A 22,328-nucleotide genomic window follows, 5' to 3' on the forward strand; every position below is an offset into this window, starting at 1 on the left:
CGCCCCACCGTCCTTCCCCGGCGATCTTGCAGTTACGGCCCCGACAAACAGGGCGAAGTCCCCGCCGCGAGGGCCGAGACTGCAAGATCGCGGGAGCGGTACGGCGTGGCGGGGTGCGGCCGGGGGCGGGTCAGTCGAAGATGTCGCCGCAGACCTGCCAGCCCGCGTCCGATTCCAGATAGAGATCCACGGAGGTCGTCCGGCCGGTCCGGTCGGTCAGTTCCACCGTCACGAACGCGGCGGAGCCGGCCTCGTCGGCGAAGGCGGCGTGACCGAGGGTGTGGGAGGTGGGGCGGCCCAGACGCTCCACCTCGGCCGTGAACTCCGCGAGCGTGGTCCGCTCCTGGGCGTCCGGACACAGCGATCGGTAGGCGGCGACGTCGTCGTTCCGCTCCACCTGCTGCACGAACTGGTCGGCCACCGCGCGCGGCTGGTCGAGGTCGGGGCCGGCGTACAGCCAGAGCAGGAAGCCGCCGACCGGCAGCGCCATCAGCAGGAGCAGCAGGGCGCCGCAGGCGCTGACGATGAGCCAGATGGTGCGCTTCGACCTGGGCGGCGACTGCGGGGGCGCGGGCGTCATGCTCGCCACGCTAAGTGCGGCGGGTGATGGCCCGAACACGGTCGCGCCACGAATCGATCTCGATCGCGGTGCCGGTGTCAGTAGCCGTAACGCGCGCGCAGGTACACGGAACGGTCCGCACCCTCCTCGTGCGCGACCACGTCGGCGGTCACCGGGTTCCCCGCTCGCCGGAACACCAGGTACGAGTCCGCGTCGAAGTCCCACCCGAAGGTGTCCGGCACGGACGAGGCGGGGAACGGAAAGGCGGCGTCTGCCGGCGTCATGACGGCGGGCTGCGTCGGCGCCGCGGCGAAGCCGTCCAGGATGCGGTCGAGGCAGTCCGGCGACGTGGTGAAGTGCAGGTAGAGCTCACCCATCGGCCCCGTCATGTCCTCCAGGTTCGCGTAGCGCAGGCCGTCGACGTCGCACGGCAGGCTCAGTTGGTAGTGCGGCAGGATGTCGTCCTCGAAATCGCCCCGGGTGACCCCGAAGATGCCGTCCGGGTGCCGGTACGGCCGTGGCCCCCAGAAATGCGCCGGAGGATAGAGCAGCACCGCCAGCACGACCGCCGCGAGCGCCGCCGCACCCCAGCGCCACAGCCGAGCGCGCCGCCACCATGCCGTCCCCGTAGTCCCCGTCATGGCGAGCGACCTTATCGCCGACTCGCTGGCACGGCAGCCCCGTCAGCCGTCGCCCTACCTGTGTCACACTCCGGACGTGCTGCGGTCCATTGAGATCACGACGGTCGTCGTCCTGACCCAATCGCCCTTCCACAACCCGCACTGGGGCGACACGCTGGAACTGAGCCTGGACTGCTTCATCTGCCAACGCGGCGGCCGCACCACCACCGTCGTCCTGGGCGCGGAACGCGCCGTCTGCTCCGGTGACGACCGGACCCCGGAGCACTACACGGCCGCGCGGATCGCCGCCTTCGACCACACCCGGGAGCGAGGGCGGAGCAGCCTTCGCGCGGTGGTCGACCACTGGTGGGCGCCCTTCCACGACGCGAAGCGGGACCAGCCCGCCACCGCTCTCACCAGGACACCCTGGGTCCGTCTCCACCTCGGTTACCACTGCCCCGACCAGCAGAAGTCAGGTCGGTTCCACATCCAGACGAACGAGATCCGACCGGTCTCCAGCTCGTGCGAGCACTGCGCGGTGCCCCTCGTGGAGAGCCGGGAAGCGCCCGGCATCCGGTCGCTGACCTAGCGGCGACGTGGGCGGCGCGACGCCGCCTCCCGTGCGAGCAGACGCCGGACGTCGTGCCGCACCCGCGGCGGATCGACCGTCGCTACCATCCGTCCATGGCGTCGGCGGGCACCCACGGTCCGTTCGTGGGCCTCGCCGCCGGCGGACTCCGAGAGGCGGGTCGATCATGGGTGCGGACGCCGAGATCTTCCTGTTCGACCACGACCGCTACCGGGACCAGGTGGTGCCGGCGCTGACCGAGCTGCTGCGCGCCGGCTCGGTCGTGCCGTGGCTCGATGCCGTGTTCGCGTCCGCCACCCCGATGGGCGGGTACGGCTACGACGTCCTCTGGACGCGACTGGCCGAGCGACTGCGCGAGCAGCCCGTGGACATCGCTCGGGACTGGCCGTGGCTCGGCTCCGACCTGCGCTACGTCGGCGAGCGGCCGCACCAGCGGGCGCTCGGCCGGCACGTGGGCCGCCCGTCGGGCGACGGCGCCGAGCGCGGGTCGAGTCGGTCGCCGCAGGCCGGCGAGCCGGTGATCGTCGAGGAGCTGAACGCCCTCCACGAGGCGCTCGTGGCGCTGTACTGCCTCGGTCCGGGGCAGTTCCTCGGTCGTTCCGTCACCCCGGACTTCTACCTCCCGGTCCTCGACAGCCAGCAGGTTCCCGCCGGAGACCCGCTGCGGAGCCTGCTCGCCGCGTTGGCCACCCGCGGCGCGGTGCTGGGCGACCAGTTCGGCGTCACGGAGGGCATCCACGGGTGGCTGGACGTCCCCGAGACCGCCGAACTGGCCGTCCGCCTCGACCGCCTCGACCTGCCCCGCTGCGAGCCGACGTTCGCCGCGATGGCAGACCACGCGAGGCGCGGCGGCTACTCGCCGGGTGAGTGGCGCGAGCTGAGCCTGTCGTTCGTACGCACCATGGCGACGATCGCCGCCGACGAGAGCCGAGCGGTGCTGTGGGGCAACGACGTGTCCCCCGACACCTGGCGCCGGCTCCTCGGCGCCGTCGCGTGACCCGACGGATCGACCCCGCCTCGTCGGTTACCGGAGGCGGGGGAGGACTTCTCGCTGGTAGAGGTCGAACAGGCCCTGGGTGTTCGGGCCCGTGTTGGCCACGTAGATCTCGTCGAAGCCGGCCTTGGCGTACTGGTCGATCATCGCCAGGTGCGCCTCGGCGCTGTTGCCGCAGACGAAGGCCTCCTTCATCATCTCCGGCGTGACCAGCTGCGCGGCCTGCTCGAAGTGGCGGGGCGACGGCAGCACCTGGGACAGTTCGCCCGGCACACCCGCGTTCGGCCACCGCTCGTACGCGATCCGCATGCCCTCGTCCTCGGTGTCGGCGTACGCGGCCTTGAAGCCGGCCTGGCACGGCTTGTCGCCGCCCCCGCCGCTGCGGAACCGCTGGACCAGGTCGGCGTCGGGCATGGTGCTGATGTACCCGTCGCCGATGCGGGCGGCCAGGTCGACGGCCTTCGGGCCGAACCCGGAGACGTAGATGGGCGGCGGGGTGTCGGGCAGCGTGTAGACGCGGGCGTGTTCGACGGTGTAGTGCCGGCCGTGGTGGTTGACGAAGTCGCCCTTCCACAGTTCGCGGATCACCTCGACGGCCTCTTCCAGCATCTCCAGCCGGACGTCGGTCTGCGGCCAGGCGTCGCCGAAGATGTGCTCGTTGAGGGCCTCGCCGCTGCCGACGCCGAGCACGAACCGACCCTCGTGCAGGACGGCGCTGGTCGCGGCGGCCTGGGCGATCACCGCCGGGTGGATCCGGACGGTGGGGCAGGTGACCGCGGTGGTCACCGGCAGCCGGCAGACCTGGCTGAGCGCGCCGATGGTCGACCAGACGAAGGGGCTCTGCCCCTGGGCGTCCACCCATGGGTGGTAGTGGTCGGAGATCCACAGGGCGTGGAAGCCGGCCCGTTCGGCGCCGCGCGCGTGTTCCAGCAGCTCGGCCGGCGTGTACTCCTCACTGGACAGGAAGTATCCGATCTTCATGGCGCTCCCTCGCGACGTGTACCGGGGTCAACGAGGCAAGCGGTACCCCGGCCACCGCCGGCCACACCCGGCGGAGGTCGTCAGCGCCGGCGGAACATCGCGCGGATGGCCGCGAGCAGCAGGAGGCCGCCCACCACCAGCCCGAGCAGGCGTACGCCGGGGATGTCGGCGGGGCTGGTCGCGTCGGCGAGCGGGGTCGGGTCCATGCCCGCACTCTGCCCACCGGCGGCCCGTCCCGGCAACTGTAAGGTTTATTGACTATTTGATCGGACGGTGTGACCATGGCAGCACCGCCCGCCCGGGCGGGCCGCCAGGCGCGGGGAAACGTGGGGTACGGGGGCCGCATGAGCGAGCGCAACCAGGGGACCGTCGGCCGGCGTTCGCCGGCAGCGGTCGACGTCGCCGACCGGCGGGAGACGGCGGCATGACGGTCCCGGCGCCACACCTGGCCGCGCTCGCGTCGGCTGTCCTCCAACCCGGCTTCGTCGGCACCACGCCGCCACCCTGGGTCTGCCGGTGGCTCGCTGAGGGCCTCGGCTCGGTGGTGCTGTTCGCTCGCAACGTGGTCTCCCACGAGCAGGTCGCCGCGCTCACCGCGACGTTGCGGGCCGAGCGGCCCGACGTCATCGTGGCGATCGACGAGGAGGCCGGCGACGTCACCCGCATCGAGTCCCGCCGGGGCAGCTCGCGGCCGGGCAACTTCGCCCTCGGGGCGGTCGACGACCCGCTGCTGACCGAGGAGGTCGCCCGTGACCTGGGCGTCGACCTCGCCGCGCTCGGTGTCACCCTGGACTACGCGCCGGACGCGGACGTCAACTCCAACCCGGCCAACCCGGTGATCGGCGTACGCGCGTTCGGCGCCGACCCGGCCCTCGTGGCCCGCCACACGGCCGCCTGGGTACGCGGACTCCAGTCCAGCGGGGTGGCCGCCTGCGCCAAGCACTTCCCCGGCCACGGCGACACCCGGGTCGACTCGCACCACGACCTGCCGGTGATCGGCGGTGACCGGGACCGGCTGGACGACATCGAACTGGCCCCGTTCCGCGCCGCCGTCGCCGCCGGTGTCCAGGCGGTGATGACCGGTCACCTGCTGGTCCCGGCGCTGGACCGCGAGCTGCCGGCCACGATGAGCCCACCGGTCCTCGGTGAGCTGCTCCGCGACGAGTTGGGCTTCAGTGGCGTGGTGGTCACCGACGCGGTGGAGATGCGGGCGGTCGCCGGACGCTACGGCTTCGCCGGGGCGGCGGTCCGCGCCCTCGCCGCCGGCGCCGACGCGATCTGCATCGGCGGCGAGCGGGCCGGCGAGCAGGACGCCCGCGAGCTGCGGGACGCCATCGTGGCCGCGGTCGTCTCCGGCGAGCTGCCCGAGGAGCGGCTCACCGAGGCGGCCAAGCGCGTCGGCCAGCTCGCCGCCTGGACCGTGGCGGCGCGGGCCGAGCGTCCGGCCGCCGCGGCTCTCCCGGCCGACACCTCGACCGTCGGGCTCGCCGCCGCCCGCCGTGCCGTGCGGGTCACCACCACCACCGCCAGCGTCGGCGTGCGCCTTCCGCTGACCGGGCCGGCCCACGTGGTGGAGTTCGAGCCACCGCGCAACATCGCGATCGGGGCGGAGACCCCGTGGGGGATCGGCGCCCCCCTCACCGACCTGCTCCCCGGCACCACCACCCGCCGGTACGCCGAGCCGGACGTGCCGGTCGACCCCACCGCCGGAGCCGACGGGCGGCCGGTGGTGCTGGTGGTCCGCGACCTGCACCGGCACGACTGGATGCGGGCCGCGCTGACCCGGGCGCTGGCCGCGCGGCCGGACGCGGTGGTCGTCGAGCTCGGCGTGCCCGAGCTGGTCGCCGGGCCGGTGCACATCGCCACGCACGGCGCGACCCGGGCCTGCGCGCGAGCCGCCGCCGAAGTGCTCGCCGGCCGGCTCCAGCCCTGATCGAGAGGTCCCCGGTCAGGGCTGGTCGGCGACCAGGGGCGCGTACTCGGGGTGGCGTTCGATGAACGCGGACATGAACCGGCACTGCGGCACGATCCGGCCGCCGCGGGCGCGGACCTGGTCGAGGGTCTCCCGGACCAGGGTGGCGCCCACGCCCATGTTCTGGAACCGGGGGTCCACCTCGGTGTGCGTGAAGACCAGCACGTCGCCCACGGGCTCGTACGCGCTGAACCCGGCCAGCGCGTCGTCGACCAGGATCTCGAACCGGTTCTGCGCGGGATTGTCCTCGACCAGGCTGCTCACCCGGTCATTGTCTACGCCCGATCGGCCAGCCGGTCGAGTTCGGCGAGCAACCGGTCCACCTCGTCCGCGGTGTTGTAGTGGTAGATGCTCGCCCGCACCGCGCCGCCGGTGTCCCGCAGGCCCATCGCGGTGAAGTACTCGTAGGCGTAGTAGTCGCCGGCGGTGAGGCAGAAACCCGCCTCGCCCAGCGCCGCCTGGGTCTGCGCCGGGGACATCCCGGCGACCCGGAACGAGACGGTGGGCCACCGCCGGGCGGGGGAGCCGTAGACGGTGATCGCGGGCCGCTCGGCGAGCCCGGCGAGCAGGCGGTCCAGCAGCGCCTCCTCGTGCGCCTGCGCGGCGGCGAGACCGGCCCGCAGCCGGGCACGCCGGTCACCGGTCGCCTCCGGGTCCAGCCCGGCCAGGTGGTCGACGGCCGCGGTCACCCCGGCGAGCAGCGGGAAGCTGGGCGTGCCGTACTCGAAGCGCTCGGGCACCGCGTCGGAGGACGGGATCAGCTTCGCCGGGCGCAGCTCGGCCCAGCGGGCCGGGTCGGCCACCATCGCGGCCAGGTGCGGACCCGACCACTTGTACGCGCTGGTGACCAGCACGTCCGCGCCCAACGTGGCCAGGTCGGTCGGCGCGTGCGGCACCGCGTGCACCCCGTCCACGACGACCAGCGCGCCGACCGCGTGGGCGGTCTTGGCGATCGCGGACACGTCGGGGACGGTGCCGATCGCGTTGCTGCCGGCGGTCACCGCCACGAGCCGGGTCCGGTCGGTGACCAGGTCGGCGTACTGGCCGGTGGGCAGCTCACCGGTGGCGCGGTCGAACTCGGCCCACCGTACGGTCGCCCCGGCCGCCTCGGCGGCCTGCACCCACGGACGCACGTTGGCGTCGTGATCCAGCCGGGAGAGCACCACCTCGTCGCCGGGGTGCCAGCCGGCGCCCACGGTCCGGGCCAGGGTGTAGAGCAGCGCGGTCGCGCTCGGGCCGAGCACCACACCGGCGGGGTCGCCGCCGACCAGGTCCGCCACCGCCGACCGGGCCGCGGCGACCTGCTCCAGCGACCGTCGGCCCGGCGTGAACGCGGTGCTGCGGTTGCCGGCCGCGGCGCGCATCGCCCCGGCGACCGCGTCGGCCACCGACCCGGCGGTCTGGGTGCCCCCGGCACCGTCGAAGTGGACGAAGCCCTCGCTCAGGGCGGGGTAGGCGGCGCGGACCCGGGTGATGTCGAACGGCATGGCGCGACCCTAACGCGCCGGGGGAGCGGCCCGTTCGCGGGCGTCTCGTACCCTTGTCTGGGTGACTCACCGACCCGGTAACTTCCCGCTGACCCCCACCCGCCGCGCCGCCGGCCTGTTGGCCGGCCTGGCGCTCGGCGTCGCCGTGCTGGCCGGTTGCAGCTCCGAGGGCGCCGACACCGACTGCAGCATCGCCGGCTCCTGCACGGTCACCTTCCAGCGCGGCGTGGACGCGAGCGCCAGCATCCTGGGGGTAGACGCGAAGCTCGTCGGCGTCCAGGGCGACCAGGTGACCGTCGAGGTGGCCGGCGAGCAGGTCACGCTGCTCGCGGGCCAGCAGGCCGCCGAGGTGGGTGGCCTCGCCGTCACCCTCGACAGCGTCACCGACAAGGAGATCAAGATCCGCATCGCGCAGGGCGGCTGACCCGGTCGGCGGCGGTGGCCGGACGTTTGGGAATCTCCGCAATCGGAGATAGGTGGCACCATGTCACTCACCCGGAACGCCGAAGCCACCGCCGCCCGTACGGCCGACAGCCGGTGGCTGGAACTTCTCGCCCGGGCCGGCTTCATCGGCTACGGGATCGTGCACCTCCTGTTCGCCTGGCTCGCGTTGCAGATCGCGTTCGGGAAATCCGCCGACGACGGTGACCAGTCCGGCGCGCTGCGCACCCTCGCCGCCCAGCCGTTGGGCAAGTTCCTCGTCATCGCGACGGCCGTCGGCCTGGTCGCCATGGCGATCTGGCAGGCGTTGGAGGCAGCCGCCGGTCACCGCGCCGAGCGGGGCCGGGAACGGACGTGGGAACGCGTCGCGTCGGCCGGACGCACCGTCGTCTACCTCTACTTCGCCTGGACCGCCTACAAGGTCTTCTCCGACGCCAAGTCCAACTCGGCGGACCAGCAGGAGGCGCTCACCGGTCAGGCGATGCACTCCTCCGGTGGTCGGTGGCTGGTCGGCCTGGCCGGCCTGGTGCTCGCCGCGATCGGCGTCGGGCTGGTCGTCTACGGGCTGATCAAGCGCTTCGAGAAGCACCTGAAGACCACCGAGATGAGCCCACGTACGCGTCGGCTCGCCCGCCGGCTCGGCATCGCCGGCTACGTCGCCAAGGGCGTCGCGTACGCCATCGCGGGCGTGCTGGTCATCGTGGCCGCGGTGACCTACGACCCGGAGAAGGCCCGCGGACTCGACGCCGCGCTGCGGACGCTGCGCGAGCAGTCCTACGGCGGCCTGCTGCTCACCCTGGTCGCCCTCGGCATCGCCGCCTTCGGCGCGTTCTGCTTCCTCCAGTCGCGGTACCGCAAGGTCTGAAGCTGGTCGATACCGGATACACCGGGCAGCATGGGGCCCTTGCCCGAGACCCCGTCGTGCCCGGCCCGGAGGGAGCAAGTCCGTGCGGTACTACCTGGAGACGACCGTCGTCGCGCTGGTCGCGGCGGCGGTCGCCTTGTTCGTCGTCGCCGTGGTCCACCGGGTGACCCGACGACTCGGCGGCCGCTCGCGGCTGATGACCGAGCTCACCGACCACGCCCACCGCCCGTTCCGGGTGGCGGCCACCGTGGTGGCGATCCAGTTCGCGGTCCGGTTCAGCACCGGCTACGGGGTCGGCACCCACTGGCGGCAGCTCCTGCTGCACCTGCTGGTGCTCGCCGTCATCGCCAGCGTCGCGTGGCTGGTGGCCGCGCTGCTGGTGGTCGTCGAGGACACCGCGCTGGCCCGGTTCCGGGTCGACGTGCCCGACAACCGGCACGCCCGCCGGGTGCGTACGCAGGTGGTGATGCTGCGTCGGTTGACCATCGCCGTGATCGTGATCCTGACCCTCGGCGTCATGCTGATGACGTTCCCCGCCGTACGCGGCGTCGGCGCCGGTGTGCTGACCAGCGCCGGTGTGGTCGGCGTGGTGGCCGCCCTGGCCGCGCAGAGCCTCCTCGGCAACGTGTTCGCCGGCCTGCAACTGGCCTTCAGCGACGCGGTGCGGCTCGACGACGTGGTGGTCGTCGAGGGGGAGTGGGGTCGCATCGAGGAGCTGACCCTCAGCTACGTGGTGGTGCAGATCTGGGACGACCGGCGGCTGATCCTGCCGACGTCGTACTTCACCAGCAAGCCCTTCCAGAACTGGACCCGCACGGAGGCGGCGGTGCTCGGCACCGCCGAGTTCGACGTCGACTGGTCCGTGCCGGTGCAGGCCATGCGGGAGGAGCTGCGACGGCTGGTGGAGAGCAGCGACCTGTGGGACGGTCGGGTCTGCGTGCTGCAGGTGACCGACGCGACCGGTGGCACCGTACGGATCCGCGCGCTGGTCAGCGCCGCCGACGCGGGCAGCCTGTGGGACCTGCGCTGCCTCGTCCGCGAACACCTCGTCGCCTGGGTACGCGACCAGCGTCCGGTGGCCATGCCCCGGGTCCGCACCGAGCTGGGCGACGCCGACAGCCGCCTGCCCTGGCAGTGGGTGCAGCCCCGGCGGGCGACCCCCCGGCTGACCGACGGCGACGTGCCCGACGACGCCCGGCTCTTCGGCGGCAGCGACGACGGGGACGCCCGCAGCGAGGCCTTCGTCGGCCCGGACGAGCCCGCCGAGGCCCGCCGCTGACCCCGTCACGTGTCCTCGCGGCGGATGTCGGCGTTTGTCGTGGCGGGGGCGCGGGTGTCGTGGCGGGGGCCGTGGCCCCGCTCCGCGACACGTTCGCCCGTTCCGGGAGGTTTGACGAGCCGGTTGCGGGGGACCTGCTGCCGGACGTCTCTCCATGGATCCGGCAGGCCACGCACAGGATTGACGAGCGGCGACTCCGGGCATACAGCGCGGGAATGAGGAAAGGAGGACAGCATGGCTGACGTGGCGAACGCCCGCACATCCCGCAACGGGAGCGAGCCCTCCACCGCCGAACTCGTGCAGCGGGCCACCGAGCAGGTCTCCCGGCTGGTGCGGGACGAACTGGCGCTGGCCAAGGCGGAGTTGGCCCAGAAGGGCAAGCACGCCGGCATCGGGATCGGCCTCTTCGGCAGCGGCGGGGCGCTGGCGTTCTACGGCCTGGGCGCCCTGGTCATCACGGTGGGGCTCGCGCTGGACCTGGTGCTACCGGGCTGGGCCGCCGCGCTGGTCGTCGCGGTCGGCCTCTTCCTGCTCGCCGGCATCCTGGCCCTGATCGGCAAGCAGCAGGTCAGCCGTGCGGTCCCTCCGGTTCCGGCGGCGACGGTCCGCAGCCTGCGGGCTGACGTGGACACCGTCACCGCCGCGGTGAAGGACGGGAGACGGTCATGACCGGCAACGGGCGGGGCGACACCGAGGCGCTCCGCGAGGAGATCCGGCGGACCCGGGTGGAGCTGGGCGAGACGATGGAGGCGCTGGCCGCCAAGGCGGACGTCAAGGCGCGCCTGAAGGAGTCCGCCGAGCAGGCGCGGCAGCGGATGCGGGCGCAGGCCGCGCAGCGGCTGGCCCGGGTGCGCGGGCAGGCGGCGGAGGTGGCCGGGTTGGCCCGGGCGGACGTGTCCCAGCAGCGGGACATGCTTCGGCGCAGCCCCGTACCGTGGGCGGCCGTCGCCGCCGGTGCGGTCGCCACGATGATCGTGTTGCTGGTCGTCCGAGGGAGGCGCAGGTGAGCAAGGCCATCAACCGGGCGGCGTACAAGCCCGTCGGCGTGTTGCTGGGGCTCGCCGCCGGCATGCTCGCCGGCAGCATCTTCCGGCAGGTCTGGAAGCTCACGGCGGGCGACGGTGAGGCGCCCAGCGCCACCGACGAGGACCGTCGCTGGGGCGAGGTCCTGGCCGCCGCCGCGTTGCAGGGGGCCATTTTCTCGGTCGTACGCGCCGCGGTCGACCGGGGCGGCGCGGTCGGCGTCCGCAAGCTGACCGGCCGCTGGCCGGACTGATCGGACAAACCGGTGCGGGCCCCCTTCACAGTTCGATGGGAAGGGGGCCTTTCGCACGGCTCCGCAAGCCCACCCAGCGGATCTATGGCATCCGTCAGGTCACATGTCGGAGAATTTCGTCGGGTAGGCTGTGCAGAGTTTTTGCGTACGTGGTTTGCTGTTCCACGCTGTTGAAGAGATGGCGTGGGTTGAGAGAAGTCTCCTTCACCGGGGGCCGCCTCAGGCGCCGCTGCTCGAAAACGGCCAACCGGCCGCACGGCGTGCTCGGCCGCCAGTTTTAGAAGGAGATACACATGGCGCAGGGAACCGTGAAGTGGTTCAACGCTGACAAGGGCTTCGGCTTCATCACCGTCGACGGCGGGGGTGCTGACGTGTTCGTCCACTTCTCGGCCATCCAGACCAGCGGCTACCGCACGCTGGAGGAGAACCAGCGGGTGGAGTTCGAGATCGCTCAGGGTCAGAAGGGCCCGCAGGCTGAGCAGGTCCGCCCCATCTGAGCAGTGACGGCCGGCCCCCGCCGGCCAGTGGGCTGATCCGGCCTTCGGATCGACAGTGGAGCCCCGTGTCCCACCCCGGGACGCGGGGCTTTCCGCTTGTCCGGCCCCGGTTGCGGTGCGCCTGCGGCGCGCGTCGGTCAGGGGCGACGACGGGCGCGCAGGCCCAGCCAGAGCACCACGAGTCCGGCCAGCGCCACGACCGGCCCGACCACCACCCAGATGCGCTCGTCGCTCATCACGCTGCCGTCGACGAAGCCCAGGCCCTGCACCGTCCAGACGGCACCGATCACCAACGCCAGCAGACCGAGCGTGAGCGGGAACCAACCCCTCACCGCGTCCCCCCTTCCGCGCGCCCCGAGGCTCCAGCGTGGCGGGCCGAGCCGGCCGACGCGAGATGTCCAGCATGGCGGGCCGCACCGGCCGGGGCGAGCACGCGACCCGGCGTGCCCGCCGTACGTGCCGGCGGCGGGGTGGCCGCCGGGCGGACCCACCGCGGGGTCGCCACGGCGTGGACCCGATGCGGTGTGGGCCCGGCGGCGATCCGCCGGGGGCCCGTCACCACCGGTCGTGCACCTGCGGGCGGATCAGCTCGTCGTAGACCGCTTCGACGCCGGCCAGTTGGTCGGCGGTGAGCGGCGGCTGCTCCGCCGCCTCGACGTTGCGCCGCGCCTGCCCGGCGTCGCGGGCGCCGGGGATGACCACGGTGACGCCCGGCTGGTCGAGCACCCACCGCAGCGCGAACTGCGCCATCGTGCGGTCGTCGCCGACCAGCGGCGCCAACCGGCGCACCGCGGCGAGCCCGAGCGCGTAGTCCACCCCGGAGAACGTCTCACCGACGTCGAACGCCTCGCCGTGCCGGTTGTAGGTGCGGTGGTCGTCGGCCGGGAAGGTGGTCCGCTCGTCGTAGCGACCGGAGAGCAGCCCGCTGGCCAGCGGCACGCGGGCGATGATGCCCACCCCGGCCGCGGCCGCGGCGGGCAGCACCCGCTCGACGGGCTTGTGGCGCAGCGCGTTGAGGATGATCTGGACGCTCGCCACACCCGGCCGGGCGATCGCGGTGAGCGCCTGGTCGCAGGTCTCGACGCTCACCCCGTAGCCGGCGATCGCCTCCTCGGCGACCAGCGTGTCGAGGGCGTCGAAGACCGCGTCGTCGGCGAAGACGGCGGTCGGCGGGCAGTGCAGCTGCACCAGGTCCAGCGTGTCGGTGCCGAGGTTCTTGCGCGAGCGGTCCGTCCACTCCCGGAAGTGCGCCAGCGTGTACGCCTCCGGCCGCTGCGGGACGCGACGGCCCATCTTGGTGGCCACGGTCAGCCCGTCGGCGGGCCGGGACCGCAGGAACCGCCCGATGAGCTGCTCGCTGCGGCCGTCGCCGTAGACGTCGGCGGTGTCCAGGAAGGTGACTCCGGAGTCGACGGCGGCGGCCAGGATCGCCATCGCGTCGTCCTCGCTGACGGTGCCCCAGTCGGCGCCGAGCTGCCAGGCGCCCAGACCCACGACGCCGACGGTCCGCCCGAGGCGGGGGAAGGTGCGCTGCTCCATGCCCTGAGCCTAGTGAGCGGCTTGCCCGGGCGGGCGGCGGCCCGTACCGTAAAACAAGACGGACGTACGGTTTGGGAGGCGGCCATGTGGGATCCGGCGACGTACCTGCGCTACGACGACGAGCGGTCCCGGCCGTTCCACGACCTGGTCGCCCGGATCGCCGCCCACCGGCCCCGGACGGTCGTCGACCTCGGCTGCGGCCCCGGCCGGCTCACCGCGACCCTGGCCGACCGCTGGCCGGGGAGCCGGGTGCGCGGGCTGGACTCCTCGCCGGAGATGATCGCGCGCGCGTCCACCCTGGGGGCCCCGGTCGAGTACGACGTCGGTGACGTCCGCGACTGGCGGCCGACCCCCGACGTCGACGTGCTGGTCACGAACGCGGTGCTCCAGTGGGTCCCCGGCCACCGCGACCTGCTGCGCCGCTGGGCCCACGAGCTGCCCGTCGGCGCCTGGCTGGCGGTGCAGGTGCCGGGCAACTTCGACGCCCCCTCGCACCGGGCGCTGCGCGAGGTCGCCGGCCGACCCGCCTGGCGCGGGGAGCTGCTCCCGCTGCTGCGCGAGGCGCCGGTCGACGACGCGGTCGGCTACGCCGCGCTGCTGGCCGGTGCCGGTTGCGCCGTCGACGCCTGGGAGACTACCTACGTGCACCTGCTCTCGGCCCCGGCCGACGCCGCGCACCCCGTGCTCACCTGGATGGAGGGCACGGCGCTGCGCCCGGTCCGCGCGGCACTGGACGCCGCGCGGTGGGCCGACTTCCGCGCCGAGCTGGAGGTACGCCTCGACGAGGCGTACCCGGCCCGGGGCGGTCAGGTGTATTTCCCGTTCCGCCGCGTCTTCGTCGTCGCCCGTACCGGCGGCCGTGCCGAGGAGAACCTGTGACCGACCTGTCCACCTTCATCGCCGGACTGCCCAAGGTGGAGCTGCACGTGCACCACGTGGGCTCCGCCTCGCCCCGGATCGTCGCCGAACTGGCCGCCCGCCACGAGGGGCGCAGCCCGGTGCCGGCGGACCCGGCCGCGCTGGTCGACTACTTCGCGTTCCGCGACTTCGCGCACTTCATCGAGGTCTACCTCAGCGTCGTCGACCTCGTCCGCGACCAGGACGACGTCTGGCTGCTCACCCACGAGGTGGCCCGGGAGCTGGCCCGCCAGCAGGTCCGCTACGCCGAGCTGACCGTCACGCCCTACTCGCACGTCCACCGGGGCATCCCCGCCCCCGCGTTCTGCGAGGCGATAGAGGACGCCCGCAAGCGGGCCGAGGCCGACTTCGGCATCGAGCTGCGCTGGTGCTTCGACATCCCCGGTGAGGCCGGCCTGCCCGCCGCCGAGGAAACCCTGCGGATCGCCCTGGAGGAGCGCCCGGACGGCCTGATCAGCTTCGGCCTGGGCGGCCCGGAGATCGGCGTACCCCGACCGCAGTTCAAGCCGTACTTCGACCAGGCCCGGGCGGCCGGGCTGCGTTCGGTGCCGCACGCGGGGGAGACCACCGGCCCGCAGACGGTCTGGGACGCGCTGCGCGACCTCGGCGCGGAACGGATCGGGCACGGCATCTCCGCCGCCGACGATCCGGAGCTGCTGGCCCACCTCGCCGAGCACCGGATCGCGTTGGAGGTCTGCCCGACCTCCAACGTGCGTACCCGGGCGGTCGCCAACCTCGACGAGCACCCGCTGCCCCGGCTGGTCGACGCCGGGGTGCTGGTGACCATCAACTCCGACGACCCGCCGATGTTCGGCACCACCCTCGACGACGAGTACGCGGTCGCGGCCCGACTGCTGCGCCGCGGGCCGGACGGCGTCGCCGCGCTCGCCCGCGACGCGGTGACCGCCTCGTTCCTCGACCCGGCCGGCAAGCAGCGGATCATCGCGGAGATCGACGCGTACGTGGCAGGCGTGTGAGGGGTGGGCGCGCGGCGGGAGATGGTGTGGGGGGACCGTCCTCCCGCCGCGCGCACGGCTCCACCGGTGGTGGGTGCGCGGGGCGCTGAACCGGTGGAACTGATGGGTTCCTGAGAGAAATCCTCGCAGCCACCGAGCCCGCCGACGCGATCGTTAACCCGGATCTAAGGAAGACTTGCGTCCCACCACAACCACCGGTGGGGTCAGGGATCGGTGGGGCGTTGGCGGGGCCAGCGGCGGGCGGTCTTCTGCTCGCGGGCCTCCCGGGCCATCCGGCCGACCAGCCCGAACCGGTTGACCTGCCGGGGCGTCGCCTCCGGGTCGGCGAGGAGCATCACCACGCTCGCCCCACCCAACCGCGCCCGGTCGATGCTGACCGACCCGTTGGCCTGCAACGCCACCCGCTTGGCGATGTCCAGGCCCAGCCCGGTGGAGCCCTGGTCGCTGGCGCCCCGGCGCAGCGCCCGGTCCGGGTTGGCGATGCCCGGCCCGGCGTCGTCGATCCGGATCGCCACATACCCGTCCCGGCGGGAGACCGCCACCTCGAACGCGGTGCCCTGCGGCGTGTAGCGGAACACGTTGCCGATCACCGCGTCCAGCGCCGCCGCCAGCTCCGCGCGCGGCACCGGAGCGGGCGTACGCAGCTGCGCGCCGATCACCCGGTGCGGCCGGTTCTGGTCACCGGCGAGCGCCGCCCAGAACACCATCCGGTCCCGGACCACCTCGCTCACGTCGCACATCGCCGGGCCGGCGTCGTGGGTGACCGCCTTGCGGGTCGTCTTGATGAGGACGTCGACTTCGCCCTCCAGCGTCACGATGGCCTGCCGCATCCGCCGGATCCCGCGCAGTCGGTCCAGCTCCGCCTGGCTGAACGTGCCGACGCTGGTGTCGTCGGACTCCAGCGCCTCGGCGTCCAGCCGGAGCACGGTCAGCGGGGTACGCAGCCGGTGCGACAGGTCTGCGACCAGCTCCCGCTCGTCCGTACGGGCCGCCACCAGGCTCTCCGCCATCCGGTTGAACGCGTGACCGGCCTCGGCCAGCTCCCGCGGCCCGCTCGGCTCCACGCGTGCACCCAGGTCACCGTCGCCCACCGCGAGCGCGGCGTCGACCAGTCCGCGCGTCGCGTCCACCGTCCGGGCGGCGACCCGATCGACCAGCACGACCGCCGCGCCCACCAGGAGCGCGGCGACGCCGAGGAGCGTCAGCCAGCGGGTACCGGCCCCGTCGCCCAGGGCGGAATCCGGCACGAAGACCTCGACCACCGCGACCCGGTCACCGAGCACCACCGGGTCGAGTCGGACCACCCCGCCGGCCACGTCGACCACCAGCGACCGGCGGTCGGCCCGGGCCCGGTCCAGGTCGCCCGGGGCGGCGCGGCCCGTTCCGGCGTCCCCGTCGAGGCCGTGCACCACCGGTCGGGCGGCGGCGTCGTCGCCGCTGGCGGCCACCGCCCGCTCGATCACCGCCGGGTCGGTGCTGACCGCCAGGGCCCCGGTGACCAGGGCGCTGCGTCGCGCCGCGTCGGCGATCGCCTCCTCGCGGGCGCGCTCACCGAGGTTGAGGCCGAGCGGGATGACGAAGGCGAGCGCCGCCAGGGCGCACAGGCCGGCCGTGAGCAGGGCCAGCGACGTCCTCAGTCCGGCGCCACCAGCCGAAAACCGACCCCCCGCACGGTGCGCAGGTAGCGCGGCTTCGCCGCGGACTCGCCCATTTTGCGGCGCAGCCAGTACAGATGAACGTCGATTGTCTGGTCCTCGCCGACCGATGGCTGCCGCCATACCTCCTCCAAGAGCTCCCGGCGGGACACTACCCGCCCGGGACGTGCGGCGAGATACGCCAGCAGGTCGAATTCCTTGCGGGTCAGCGCCAGGGCCTCCCCGTCGAGTTGGGCGCTGCGCTCACCGACGTCGACCCGCAGGCCGCCGACGACGTGCACCGCCGGCTGGACCGTACGGCTGGCCCGACCGGCCCGGCGCAGCACGGTGGTGATCCGGGCGTCGAGGTGGGCGCCGGTGAACGGCTTGACCATGTAGTCGTCGGCGCCGGCGCGCAGCAGGCGTACCACCGACTGCTCGTCGTCGCGGGCGGTGGCGATGATGATCGGCACGTCGGTGATGCCGCGCAGCATCCGCAGCGCGTCCGAACCGTCGAGGTCGGGCAGCCCGAGGTCGAGCACCACCAGGTCGGGGGTCTCGGCGGCGACCCGGCGCAGCGCGTCCAGCGCCGTGCCGACGGCGTGCACCGCATGCCCCCGATCGGCGAGGGATCGCAGCATCGCGCCGCGTACGACGTGGTCGTCTTCGACCAGGAGGACGGTGGCCACCCCAAGACGGTACTTGGCGTGGCAAGTTGATCGCGTTGCGGCGCACCCGCGAACCGGGCAAGCTGGGACGACGATGTCCTTCACACTCTTCGCCGACACCCGCCTGACGCTCGCCCGGGACAGCCTCGCCGGCCTGTCCGTCGGCGACGCCCTCGGCGGGCGGTTCTTCGTGCCCGGTGGGCGGGTGACGCCGTGGCGGGAGGACCCGCCGCCTGGGCCGTGGGAGTGGAGCGACGACACCGAGATGGCCTGCTCGGTGGTGGCCGTGCTCGCCGAGGCCGGGCGCATCGACCGGGACGCGCTGGCCGGCGCCTTCGCCGCCCGTTACGACCCGGGCCGGCGCTACGGCGCGGGCGCGGTGGAGTTGCTGGAGCTGGTCCGAGCCGGGACGCCCTGGCCGGTGGCCGCCGCGTCGGCGTTCGACGGTCAGGGGTCCCTCGGCAACGGCGCCGCCATGCGGGTCGCGCCGCTCGGCGCGTACTTCGCCGACTCCACCAGCCGGGCCGCGGCCGAGGCCCGTGCCTCCGCCGAGGTGACCCACGCGCACCCGGAGGGGATCGCCGGCGCGGTCGCCGTGGCGGTGGCCGCCGCGTTCGCCGCCCGGGGCCGGCTCGACGGTCACCGGCCCGCCGCCGACCGGCTGCTCGCCGGGGTGGCCGCCGCCGTGGACCCGGCCACCGAGGTGCACCGCCGGGTACGCCTCGCCGCCGACCTGCTCGGTCGGCCCCTGCCGCAGGCGGTGGCGGCGCTCGGCAACGGCTCCCGGGTGACCGCGCAGGACACCGTGGGCTTCACGCTGTGGGTGGCCGCGAGCCGCCTCGACGACTACCCGGCCGCGATCCGCGCGTGCGTCGAGGCGGGCGGTGACGTCGACACCACGGCGGCGATCGTGGGCGGGATCGTCGCCGCGTACGCGGGCGTCGGCACCCCGGGCGGCGTACCGGCGCAGTGGCTCGCCGCCCGCGAACCCCTCCCGTCCTGGCTCACCTGACCGTCGCGCGCCGCCCTCCGGTAGCCGTCGAGCGGCGCTCTCCGGAATCGTCGATCAGGCGCGGATCCCGGCCGGAGCGGCCTCGTTCCGGTCCTCGGCCGCCGTAGCGTCGTCGGCCTCGGCGACGGCGGAGCGTCGGCGCCAGCGGCTGGCCAGCCATCCGATCGCGGCTCCGCCGCCGAGGCCGGCGAGCAGACCGGCGGCGAGCAGCGCGTCGGCGTTCACCCCGCCGGCCGGGTCGCCGGTCGCGGCCGGAGCGCCCCCGTCCGCGCCCGGGTCAGAGCCGTTGTCACCTCCTACGCCCGCGTCCGCTGCGCCCGCGTCCGTGGCCCCGCCGATCACCGTGCCGTGGCCGCCGTGCCCGGCCGCGGCGTCGGGCGCGCCGGGGGCGGCCGGCAGGAGGGTGAGAACGGGTGCCCGGTGCGCGCCGGTGGCCTCGGCCCACCGCACGACGGTGCCGTCGGCGTACGTCTGGACGACCGGGAACGCGAGTCGGTCGGTGCGGGGCAGCGGCCCCATGGAGAGCGCGAGCCGGGCCGGGCCCGCCGGTGCGCCGTCGACCCGGATCCACGTCACCGACTCGGTGACCGTGGTCACCGTGCTGGAGTGGATGCCGGCGACGGGCTTGTCGAGGGTGCGGGAGCTGATCCGGGGCGCCCAGCCGGGCACCGACATGGGGTACACCTCGGCGATCGGGCTCTCCGCCGGCAGCCGGACCTCGATCTGCCGGGTCTGCGTGCCGGCCCGCTCCTCCGGCACCACGAACTCCAGCCGGACCGACTCGCCCTGCCGCGCCTGCCCCGGGACGGTGCTCACCTGGGCCGCGTGGGCCGCCCCGGGCCACCCCAGCACCGTGGCCGTGGCCAGGGCGGTGACCACCCCGGCGCGGAGCCGGCGGCGTCCGCCGTACGTCATCGCCATGTCGCGTCCCCATCCGTGTCCCCGTGGCCGGTACCGGTCTCCGGCCACACCGGGTAGTTCGGCCCCCATCGCCAAAAGGTTCAATCCCCCGCCCCCGATCTCGCCGCGATCATGAAGTTGTCGCCGCGACACGCCGGGCGGGACGGCGACAACTTCATGATCGACGGGGAGGGGACGGGGGAGGGGGACCGGGAGGGGCGGGGTGTGGCGTCGGCGGTGGGGGGGACCGGGGCGACCGATAGCATCGGCGGGGGCCCGAGCGGCCCCTTCCGTACCGTCTGCTGCGAGGAGTCACCGTGTCCGCACCCCGTACCCCCGCCGTGGCCGACCCCGTCGTCGTCGCCGCCGGGACGACGGCGGCCGACGCGGTGGCCGCGGCCGGGCTGCCCGCCAACGGCCCGAACGCGATCGTCGTGGTCCGCGACCCCGACGGCCAGCTGCACGACCTGGACTGGCAGCCGGCGAGCGACACCGAGGTCGAGCCGGTGAGCCTCAGCTCGCCGGACGGCCTCAACGTGCTGCGCCACTCCACCGCCCACGTGCTCGCCCAGGCCGTGCAGGACGTCTTCCCCGAGGCGAAGCTCGGCATCGGCCCGCCGATCGAGAACGGCTTCTACTACGACTTCGCCGTCGACAAGCCGTTCCAGCCCGACGACCTGGCCAAGCTCGAGAAGCGGATGCAGGAGATCATCAAGTCGGGCCAGCGCTTCCGGCGGCGCCGGTTCGGCAGCCTCGACGAGGCGCGCGCCGAGCTGGCCGGCGAGCCGTTCAAGCTGGAGCTCATCGACGTCAAGGGCGAGGGCCTCGACTCCTCGCAGGTGATGGAGGTCGGCGGCGGTGAGCTGACCATCTACGACAACCTCGCCGCGAACGAGGACAAGGTCTGCTGGTCGGACCTGTGCCGGGGCCCCCACCTGCCGAACACCCGACTGATCGGGGCGTTCAAGCTGATGCGCTCGGCCGCCGCCTACTGGCGGGGGTCGGAGAAGAACCCGCAGCTCCAGCGGGTCTACGGCACCGCGTGGCCGACGCGGGACGAGCTGAAGGCGTACCTGAAGCTGTTGGAGGAGGCCGCCCGGCGCGACCACCGCAAGCTCGGCGCGGACCTCGACCTGTTCAGCTTCCCCGACGAGATCGGCTCGGGCCTGGCGGTCTTCCACCCCAAGGGCGGCATCATCCGCCGGGAGATGGAGAACTACTCGCGGCGGCGACACGAGGACGCCGGCTACGAGTTCGTGAACAGCCCGCACATCACCAAGGCGCAGCTGTTCGAGACCTCCGGCCACCTGCCGTACTACGCGGACACGATGTTCCCGCCCATGCAGTTGGAGGGCGCGGACTACTACCTCAAGGCCATGAACTGCCCGATGCACAACCTGATCTTCAGGGCGCGCGGGCGGTCCTACCGGGAGCTGCCGCTGCGGCTGTTCGAGTTCGGCACGGTCTACCGGTACGAGAAGTCCGGCGTCGTGCACGGCCTCACCCGGGTACGCGGCCTGACCCAGGACGACTCGCACATCTACTGCACCCGTGAGCAGATGGCCGGCGAGCTGACCACCCTGCTCACGTTCGTGCTCGACCTGCTGCGCGACTACGGCCTGGACGACTTCTACCTGGAGCTGTCCACCCGGGACGACTCGCCGAAGTTCATCGGCAGCGACGAGGACTGGGCGGAGGCGACCGAGGCCCTGCGGACGGCGGCCGAGCAGTCCGGCCTGGACCTGGTGCCCGACCCGGGCGGCGCGGCCTTCTACGGGCCGAAGATCTCGGTGCAGGCCAAGGACGCGATCGGCCGGACCTGGCAGATGTCGACCATCCAGGTCGACTTCAACCAGCCGGAGCGCTTCGGGCTGGAGTACCAGGCCGCCGACGGCAGCCGGCAGCGGCCGGTCATGATCCACCGGGCGCTCTTCGGCTCGATCGAGCGGTTCTTCGGGGTGCTGACCGAGCACTACGCGGGCGCGTTCCCGGCCTGGCTGGCCCCGGTGCAGGTGGTCGGCATCCCGATCCGCGAGGACCACACCGACTACCTGCACGGCTTCGTCGCCGCGCTGCGCGCCGAGGGCATCCGGGCGCAGGTCGACGCGGGCGACGACCGGATGCAGAAGAAGATCCGTACGGCCCAGCAGCAGAAGATCCCGTTCATGGTCATCGCCGGCGACGACGACGTGGCCGCCGGCACGGTGTCCTTCCGTTACCGGGACGGCTCGCAGCGCAACGGCGTGCCGATCGCCGAGGCGGTCGCGCACGTCCTGGACGTGGTCACCTCGCGCAGCAACGTCGGCCCGTCGGCCGCGGAGGCCGCCGCGTGATCGTGCGGTGATCGCGCTCGTTCGGTGATGTAGTGGCCTCCCGGCGCTCGGGAGGCCACTACAACCGCGTTCGAGCACGGTCAGCCGTCGGCGGCGGGGCGGGGCACGGCGGGGCGGGGCCGTGGACGGCTTGCGGCACCGGTCCGGCGGCCGCCGTAGGATCGCCCCTGTGACAGGGGCGGAGCGGCACACGGACAGCGGCGGGATGGCGGACGGCCTCGAACGGCTCTGGACGCCCCACCGGATGACCTACATCTCGGGCGAGGACCGCCCGGCCGAGGGCTACGAGAAGCCGACGGGCTGCCCGTTCTGCCGTGCCCCCGAGGCGCCCCCCGAGGAGAGCCTGGTCGTGGCGCGCGGGCGGGTCGTCTTCGCGGTGCTGAACCTCTACCCGTACAACCCGGGGCACCTGCTGGTCTGCCCCTACCGACACGTCGCCGACTACACCGACCTGGACGGGCCGGAGACGGCGGAGCTGGCCGCGTTCACCCAGACCGCTATGCGCGTGATCCGCAAGGTGAGCAACGCCCACGGCTTCAACCTGGGGATGAACCAGGGCGGCGTGGCGGGCGCCGGCATCGCCGCGCACCTGCACCAGCACGTGGTGCCGCGCTGGGGCGGCGACGCCAACTTCATGCCGGTGATCGGCCGCACGAAGGTCCTGCCGCAGCTGCTCGCCGACACCCGCGACCTCTTCACGGCCGCCTGGCCGTCCTGACGCCGATCCGACCCCGTCGGGCCGGTGCGGCCCGGGCTGTCGGCGTCCGGCGCCCGTGACGGCGGTGGG

The 22,328-nt window shown here is 73.6% G+C and carries 26 protein-coding genes; 15 read left to right on the forward strand and 11 right to left on the reverse strand.

The window, feature by feature from the left end:
* Window positions 1–130: 130 nt before the first annotated feature.
* Both ACIBTV_RS19075 and ACIBTV_RS19080 read right to left on the reverse strand, forming a co-directional pair.
* Window positions 131–580 carry a hypothetical protein gene (locus ACIBTV_RS19075; protein ID WP_396706554.1) on the reverse strand — a complete coding sequence of 150 codons (450 nt, stop codon included), beginning with the start codon at window positions 578–580 and terminating at the stop codon, window positions 131–133.
* 77 nt (window positions 581–657) lie between these two features.
* Window positions 658–1,200 (reverse strand): hypothetical protein, encoded by a 543-nt coding sequence (locus ACIBTV_RS19080; RefSeq protein WP_396706556.1) that lies wholly within the window; start codon window positions 1,198–1,200, stop codon window positions 658–660.
* A gap of 76 nt (window positions 1,201–1,276) precedes the next feature.
* Here ACIBTV_RS19080 and ACIBTV_RS19085 point away from each other — a divergent pair, with 76 nt between their 5' ends.
* Both ACIBTV_RS19085 and ACIBTV_RS19090 read left to right on the forward strand, forming a co-directional pair.
* The gene (locus tag ACIBTV_RS19085; RefSeq protein ID WP_396706558.1) at window positions 1,277–1,768 is read left to right on the forward strand and encodes a hypothetical protein; all 492 of its coding nucleotides are present in this window, start codon (window positions 1,277–1,279) and stop codon (window positions 1,766–1,768) included.
* A 166-nt stretch (window positions 1,769–1,934) separates the two neighbouring features.
* Window positions 1,935–2,765 (forward strand): hypothetical protein, encoded by an 831-nt coding sequence (locus tag ACIBTV_RS19090; RefSeq protein ID WP_396706560.1) that lies wholly within the window; start codon window positions 1,935–1,937, stop codon window positions 2,763–2,765.
* A gap of 27 nt (window positions 2,766–2,792) precedes the next feature.
* Here ACIBTV_RS19090 and ACIBTV_RS19095 read toward each other — a convergent pair whose 3' ends face one another.
* Window positions 2,793–3,743, reverse strand: coding sequence for a TIGR03557 family F420-dependent LLM class oxidoreductase (locus ACIBTV_RS19095; protein ID WP_396706562.1), 951 nt, complete (start codon window positions 3,741–3,743; stop codon window positions 2,793–2,795).
* Window positions 3,744–3,823: 80 nt separating this feature from the next.
* Window positions 3,824–3,949, reverse strand: coding sequence for a hypothetical protein (locus tag ACIBTV_RS19100; protein WP_269456569.1), 126 nt, complete (start codon window positions 3,947–3,949; stop codon window positions 3,824–3,826).
* A 218-nt stretch (window positions 3,950–4,167) separates the two neighbouring features.
* On the opposite strand from ACIBTV_RS19100, the gene ACIBTV_RS19105 reads away from it, so the two are divergent.
* Window positions 4,168–5,676: a glycoside hydrolase family 3 protein gene (locus tag ACIBTV_RS19105; protein ID WP_396706564.1), complete on the forward strand. Its 1,509-nt coding sequence runs from the start codon at window positions 4,168–4,170 to the stop codon at window positions 5,674–5,676.
* Between the two features lie 15 nt (window positions 5,677–5,691).
* Here the strand turns inward: ACIBTV_RS19105 and ACIBTV_RS19110 are convergent, their stop codons facing one another.
* Together ACIBTV_RS19110 and ACIBTV_RS19115 are read right to left on the reverse strand one after the other, a co-directional pair.
* Window positions 5,692–5,979: a GNAT family N-acetyltransferase gene (locus ACIBTV_RS19110; protein ID WP_396706566.1), complete on the reverse strand. Its 288-nt coding sequence runs from the start codon at window positions 5,977–5,979 to the stop codon at window positions 5,692–5,694.
* Between the two features lie 11 nt (window positions 5,980–5,990).
* Window positions 5,991–7,202, reverse strand: a complete 1,212-nt coding sequence (locus tag ACIBTV_RS19115) for a cysteine desulfurase-like protein (protein ID WP_396706568.1) — start codon at window positions 7,200–7,202, stop codon at window positions 5,991–5,993.
* 61 nt (window positions 7,203–7,263) lie between these two features.
* Between ACIBTV_RS19115 and ACIBTV_RS19120 the strand changes: the two genes are divergently transcribed.
* The 7 genes from ACIBTV_RS19120 to ACIBTV_RS19150 all read left to right on the forward strand — a co-directional run bounded on the left by ACIBTV_RS19120 (window position 7,264) and on the right by ACIBTV_RS19150 (window position 11,560).
* Window positions 7,264–7,626, forward strand: a complete 363-nt coding sequence (locus ACIBTV_RS19120) for a hypothetical protein (RefSeq protein ID WP_396706570.1) — start codon at window positions 7,264–7,266, stop codon at window positions 7,624–7,626.
* A 60-nt stretch (window positions 7,627–7,686) separates the two neighbouring features.
* The gene (locus ACIBTV_RS19125) at window positions 7,687–8,508 is read left to right on the forward strand and encodes a DUF1206 domain-containing protein (RefSeq protein ID WP_396706572.1); all 822 of its coding nucleotides are present in this window, start codon (window positions 7,687–7,689) and stop codon (window positions 8,506–8,508) included.
* Window positions 8,509–8,590: 82 nt separating this feature from the next.
* The gene (locus ACIBTV_RS19130; protein WP_396706574.1) at window positions 8,591–9,787 is read left to right on the forward strand and encodes a mechanosensitive ion channel family protein; all 1,197 of its coding nucleotides are present in this window, start codon (window positions 8,591–8,593) and stop codon (window positions 9,785–9,787) included.
* Between the two features lie 234 nt (window positions 9,788–10,021).
* The gene (locus ACIBTV_RS19135; RefSeq protein WP_396706576.1) at window positions 10,022–10,456 is read left to right on the forward strand and encodes a phage holin family protein; all 435 of its coding nucleotides are present in this window, start codon (window positions 10,022–10,024) and stop codon (window positions 10,454–10,456) included.
* Complete coding sequence (locus tag ACIBTV_RS19140) at window positions 10,453–10,794, forward strand: DUF3618 domain-containing protein (protein ID WP_091589753.1); 342 nt, start codon at window positions 10,453–10,455, stop codon at window positions 10,792–10,794. The genes ACIBTV_RS19135 and ACIBTV_RS19140 overlap by 4 nt, the downstream gene beginning before the upstream one ends.
* Before the next feature lie 8 nt (window positions 10,795–10,802).
* A complete protein-coding gene (locus ACIBTV_RS19145) occupies window positions 10,803–11,063 on the forward strand; it encodes a DUF4235 domain-containing protein (RefSeq protein WP_396706878.1) in 261 nt (86 codons plus the stop codon).
* A 293-nt stretch (window positions 11,064–11,356) separates the two neighbouring features.
* The gene (locus ACIBTV_RS19150) at window positions 11,357–11,560 is read left to right on the forward strand and encodes a cold-shock protein (protein ID WP_007075740.1); all 204 of its coding nucleotides are present in this window, start codon (window positions 11,357–11,359) and stop codon (window positions 11,558–11,560) included.
* Between the two features lie 137 nt (window positions 11,561–11,697).
* Here the strand turns inward: ACIBTV_RS19150 and ACIBTV_RS19155 are convergent, their stop codons facing one another.
* Window positions 11,698–11,892, reverse strand: a complete 195-nt coding sequence (locus tag ACIBTV_RS19155) for a hypothetical protein (protein WP_396706579.1) — start codon at window positions 11,890–11,892, stop codon at window positions 11,698–11,700.
* Window positions 11,893–12,115: 223 nt separating this feature from the next.
* The gene (locus ACIBTV_RS19160) at window positions 12,116–13,099 is read right to left on the reverse strand and encodes an aldo/keto reductase (RefSeq protein WP_396706581.1); all 984 of its coding nucleotides are present in this window, start codon (window positions 13,097–13,099) and stop codon (window positions 12,116–12,118) included.
* An 84-nt stretch (window positions 13,100–13,183) separates the two neighbouring features.
* Here ACIBTV_RS19160 and ACIBTV_RS19165 point away from each other — a divergent pair, with 84 nt between their 5' ends.
* Both ACIBTV_RS19165 and ACIBTV_RS19170 read left to right on the forward strand, forming a co-directional pair.
* Window positions 13,184–13,978 (forward strand): trans-aconitate 2-methyltransferase, encoded by a 795-nt coding sequence (locus tag ACIBTV_RS19165; protein WP_396706583.1) that lies wholly within the window; start codon window positions 13,184–13,186, stop codon window positions 13,976–13,978.
* Window positions 13,975–14,994 carry an adenosine deaminase gene (locus ACIBTV_RS19170; protein WP_396706584.1) on the forward strand — a complete coding sequence of 340 codons (1,020 nt, stop codon included), beginning with the start codon at window positions 13,975–13,977 and terminating at the stop codon, window positions 14,992–14,994. The genes ACIBTV_RS19165 and ACIBTV_RS19170 overlap by 4 nt, the downstream gene beginning before the upstream one ends.
* 203 nt (window positions 14,995–15,197) lie before the next feature.
* On the opposite strand, the gene ACIBTV_RS19175 is transcribed toward ACIBTV_RS19170, so the two are convergent.
* Together ACIBTV_RS19175 and ACIBTV_RS19180 are read right to left on the reverse strand one after the other, a co-directional pair.
* Window positions 15,198–16,598, reverse strand: a complete 1,401-nt coding sequence (locus ACIBTV_RS19175) for an ATP-binding protein (protein ID WP_396706880.1) — start codon at window positions 16,596–16,598, stop codon at window positions 15,198–15,200.
* A gap of 29 nt (window positions 16,599–16,627) precedes the next feature.
* Entirely contained in the window at window positions 16,628–17,317 is a 690-nt protein-coding gene (locus tag ACIBTV_RS19180) for a response regulator transcription factor (RefSeq protein WP_091589747.1), read from the reverse strand.
* A 73-nt stretch (window positions 17,318–17,390) separates the two neighbouring features.
* Between ACIBTV_RS19180 and ACIBTV_RS19185 the strand changes: the two genes are divergently transcribed.
* Entirely contained in the window at window positions 17,391–18,308 is a 918-nt protein-coding gene (locus tag ACIBTV_RS19185; RefSeq protein WP_396706586.1) for an ADP-ribosylglycohydrolase family protein, read from the forward strand.
* A gap of 54 nt (window positions 18,309–18,362) precedes the next feature.
* Here ACIBTV_RS19185 and ACIBTV_RS19190 read toward each other — a convergent pair whose 3' ends face one another.
* On the reverse strand, window positions 18,363–19,229 hold the full coding sequence (locus tag ACIBTV_RS19190; RefSeq protein ID WP_396706588.1) for a DUF1775 domain-containing protein: 867 nt from the start codon (window positions 19,227–19,229) through the stop codon (window positions 18,363–18,365).
* 296 nt (window positions 19,230–19,525) lie between these two features.
* Here ACIBTV_RS19190 and thrS point away from each other — a divergent pair, with 296 nt between their 5' ends.
* Window positions 19,526–21,541, forward strand: coding sequence for a threonine--tRNA ligase (gene thrS, locus ACIBTV_RS19195; protein WP_396706589.1), 2,016 nt, complete (start codon window positions 19,526–19,528; stop codon window positions 21,539–21,541).
* A 205-nt stretch (window positions 21,542–21,746) separates the two neighbouring features.
* Window positions 21,747–22,259, forward strand: a complete 513-nt coding sequence (locus ACIBTV_RS19200) for an HIT family protein (RefSeq protein WP_396706882.1) — start codon at window positions 21,747–21,749, stop codon at window positions 22,257–22,259.
* Window positions 22,260–22,328 lie beyond the last annotated feature (69 nt).

This window comes from Micromonospora sp. NPDC049366 (assembly GCF_044466625.1).
Taxonomy (GTDB): domain Bacteria; phylum Actinomycetota; class Actinomycetes; order Mycobacteriales; family Micromonosporaceae; genus Micromonospora.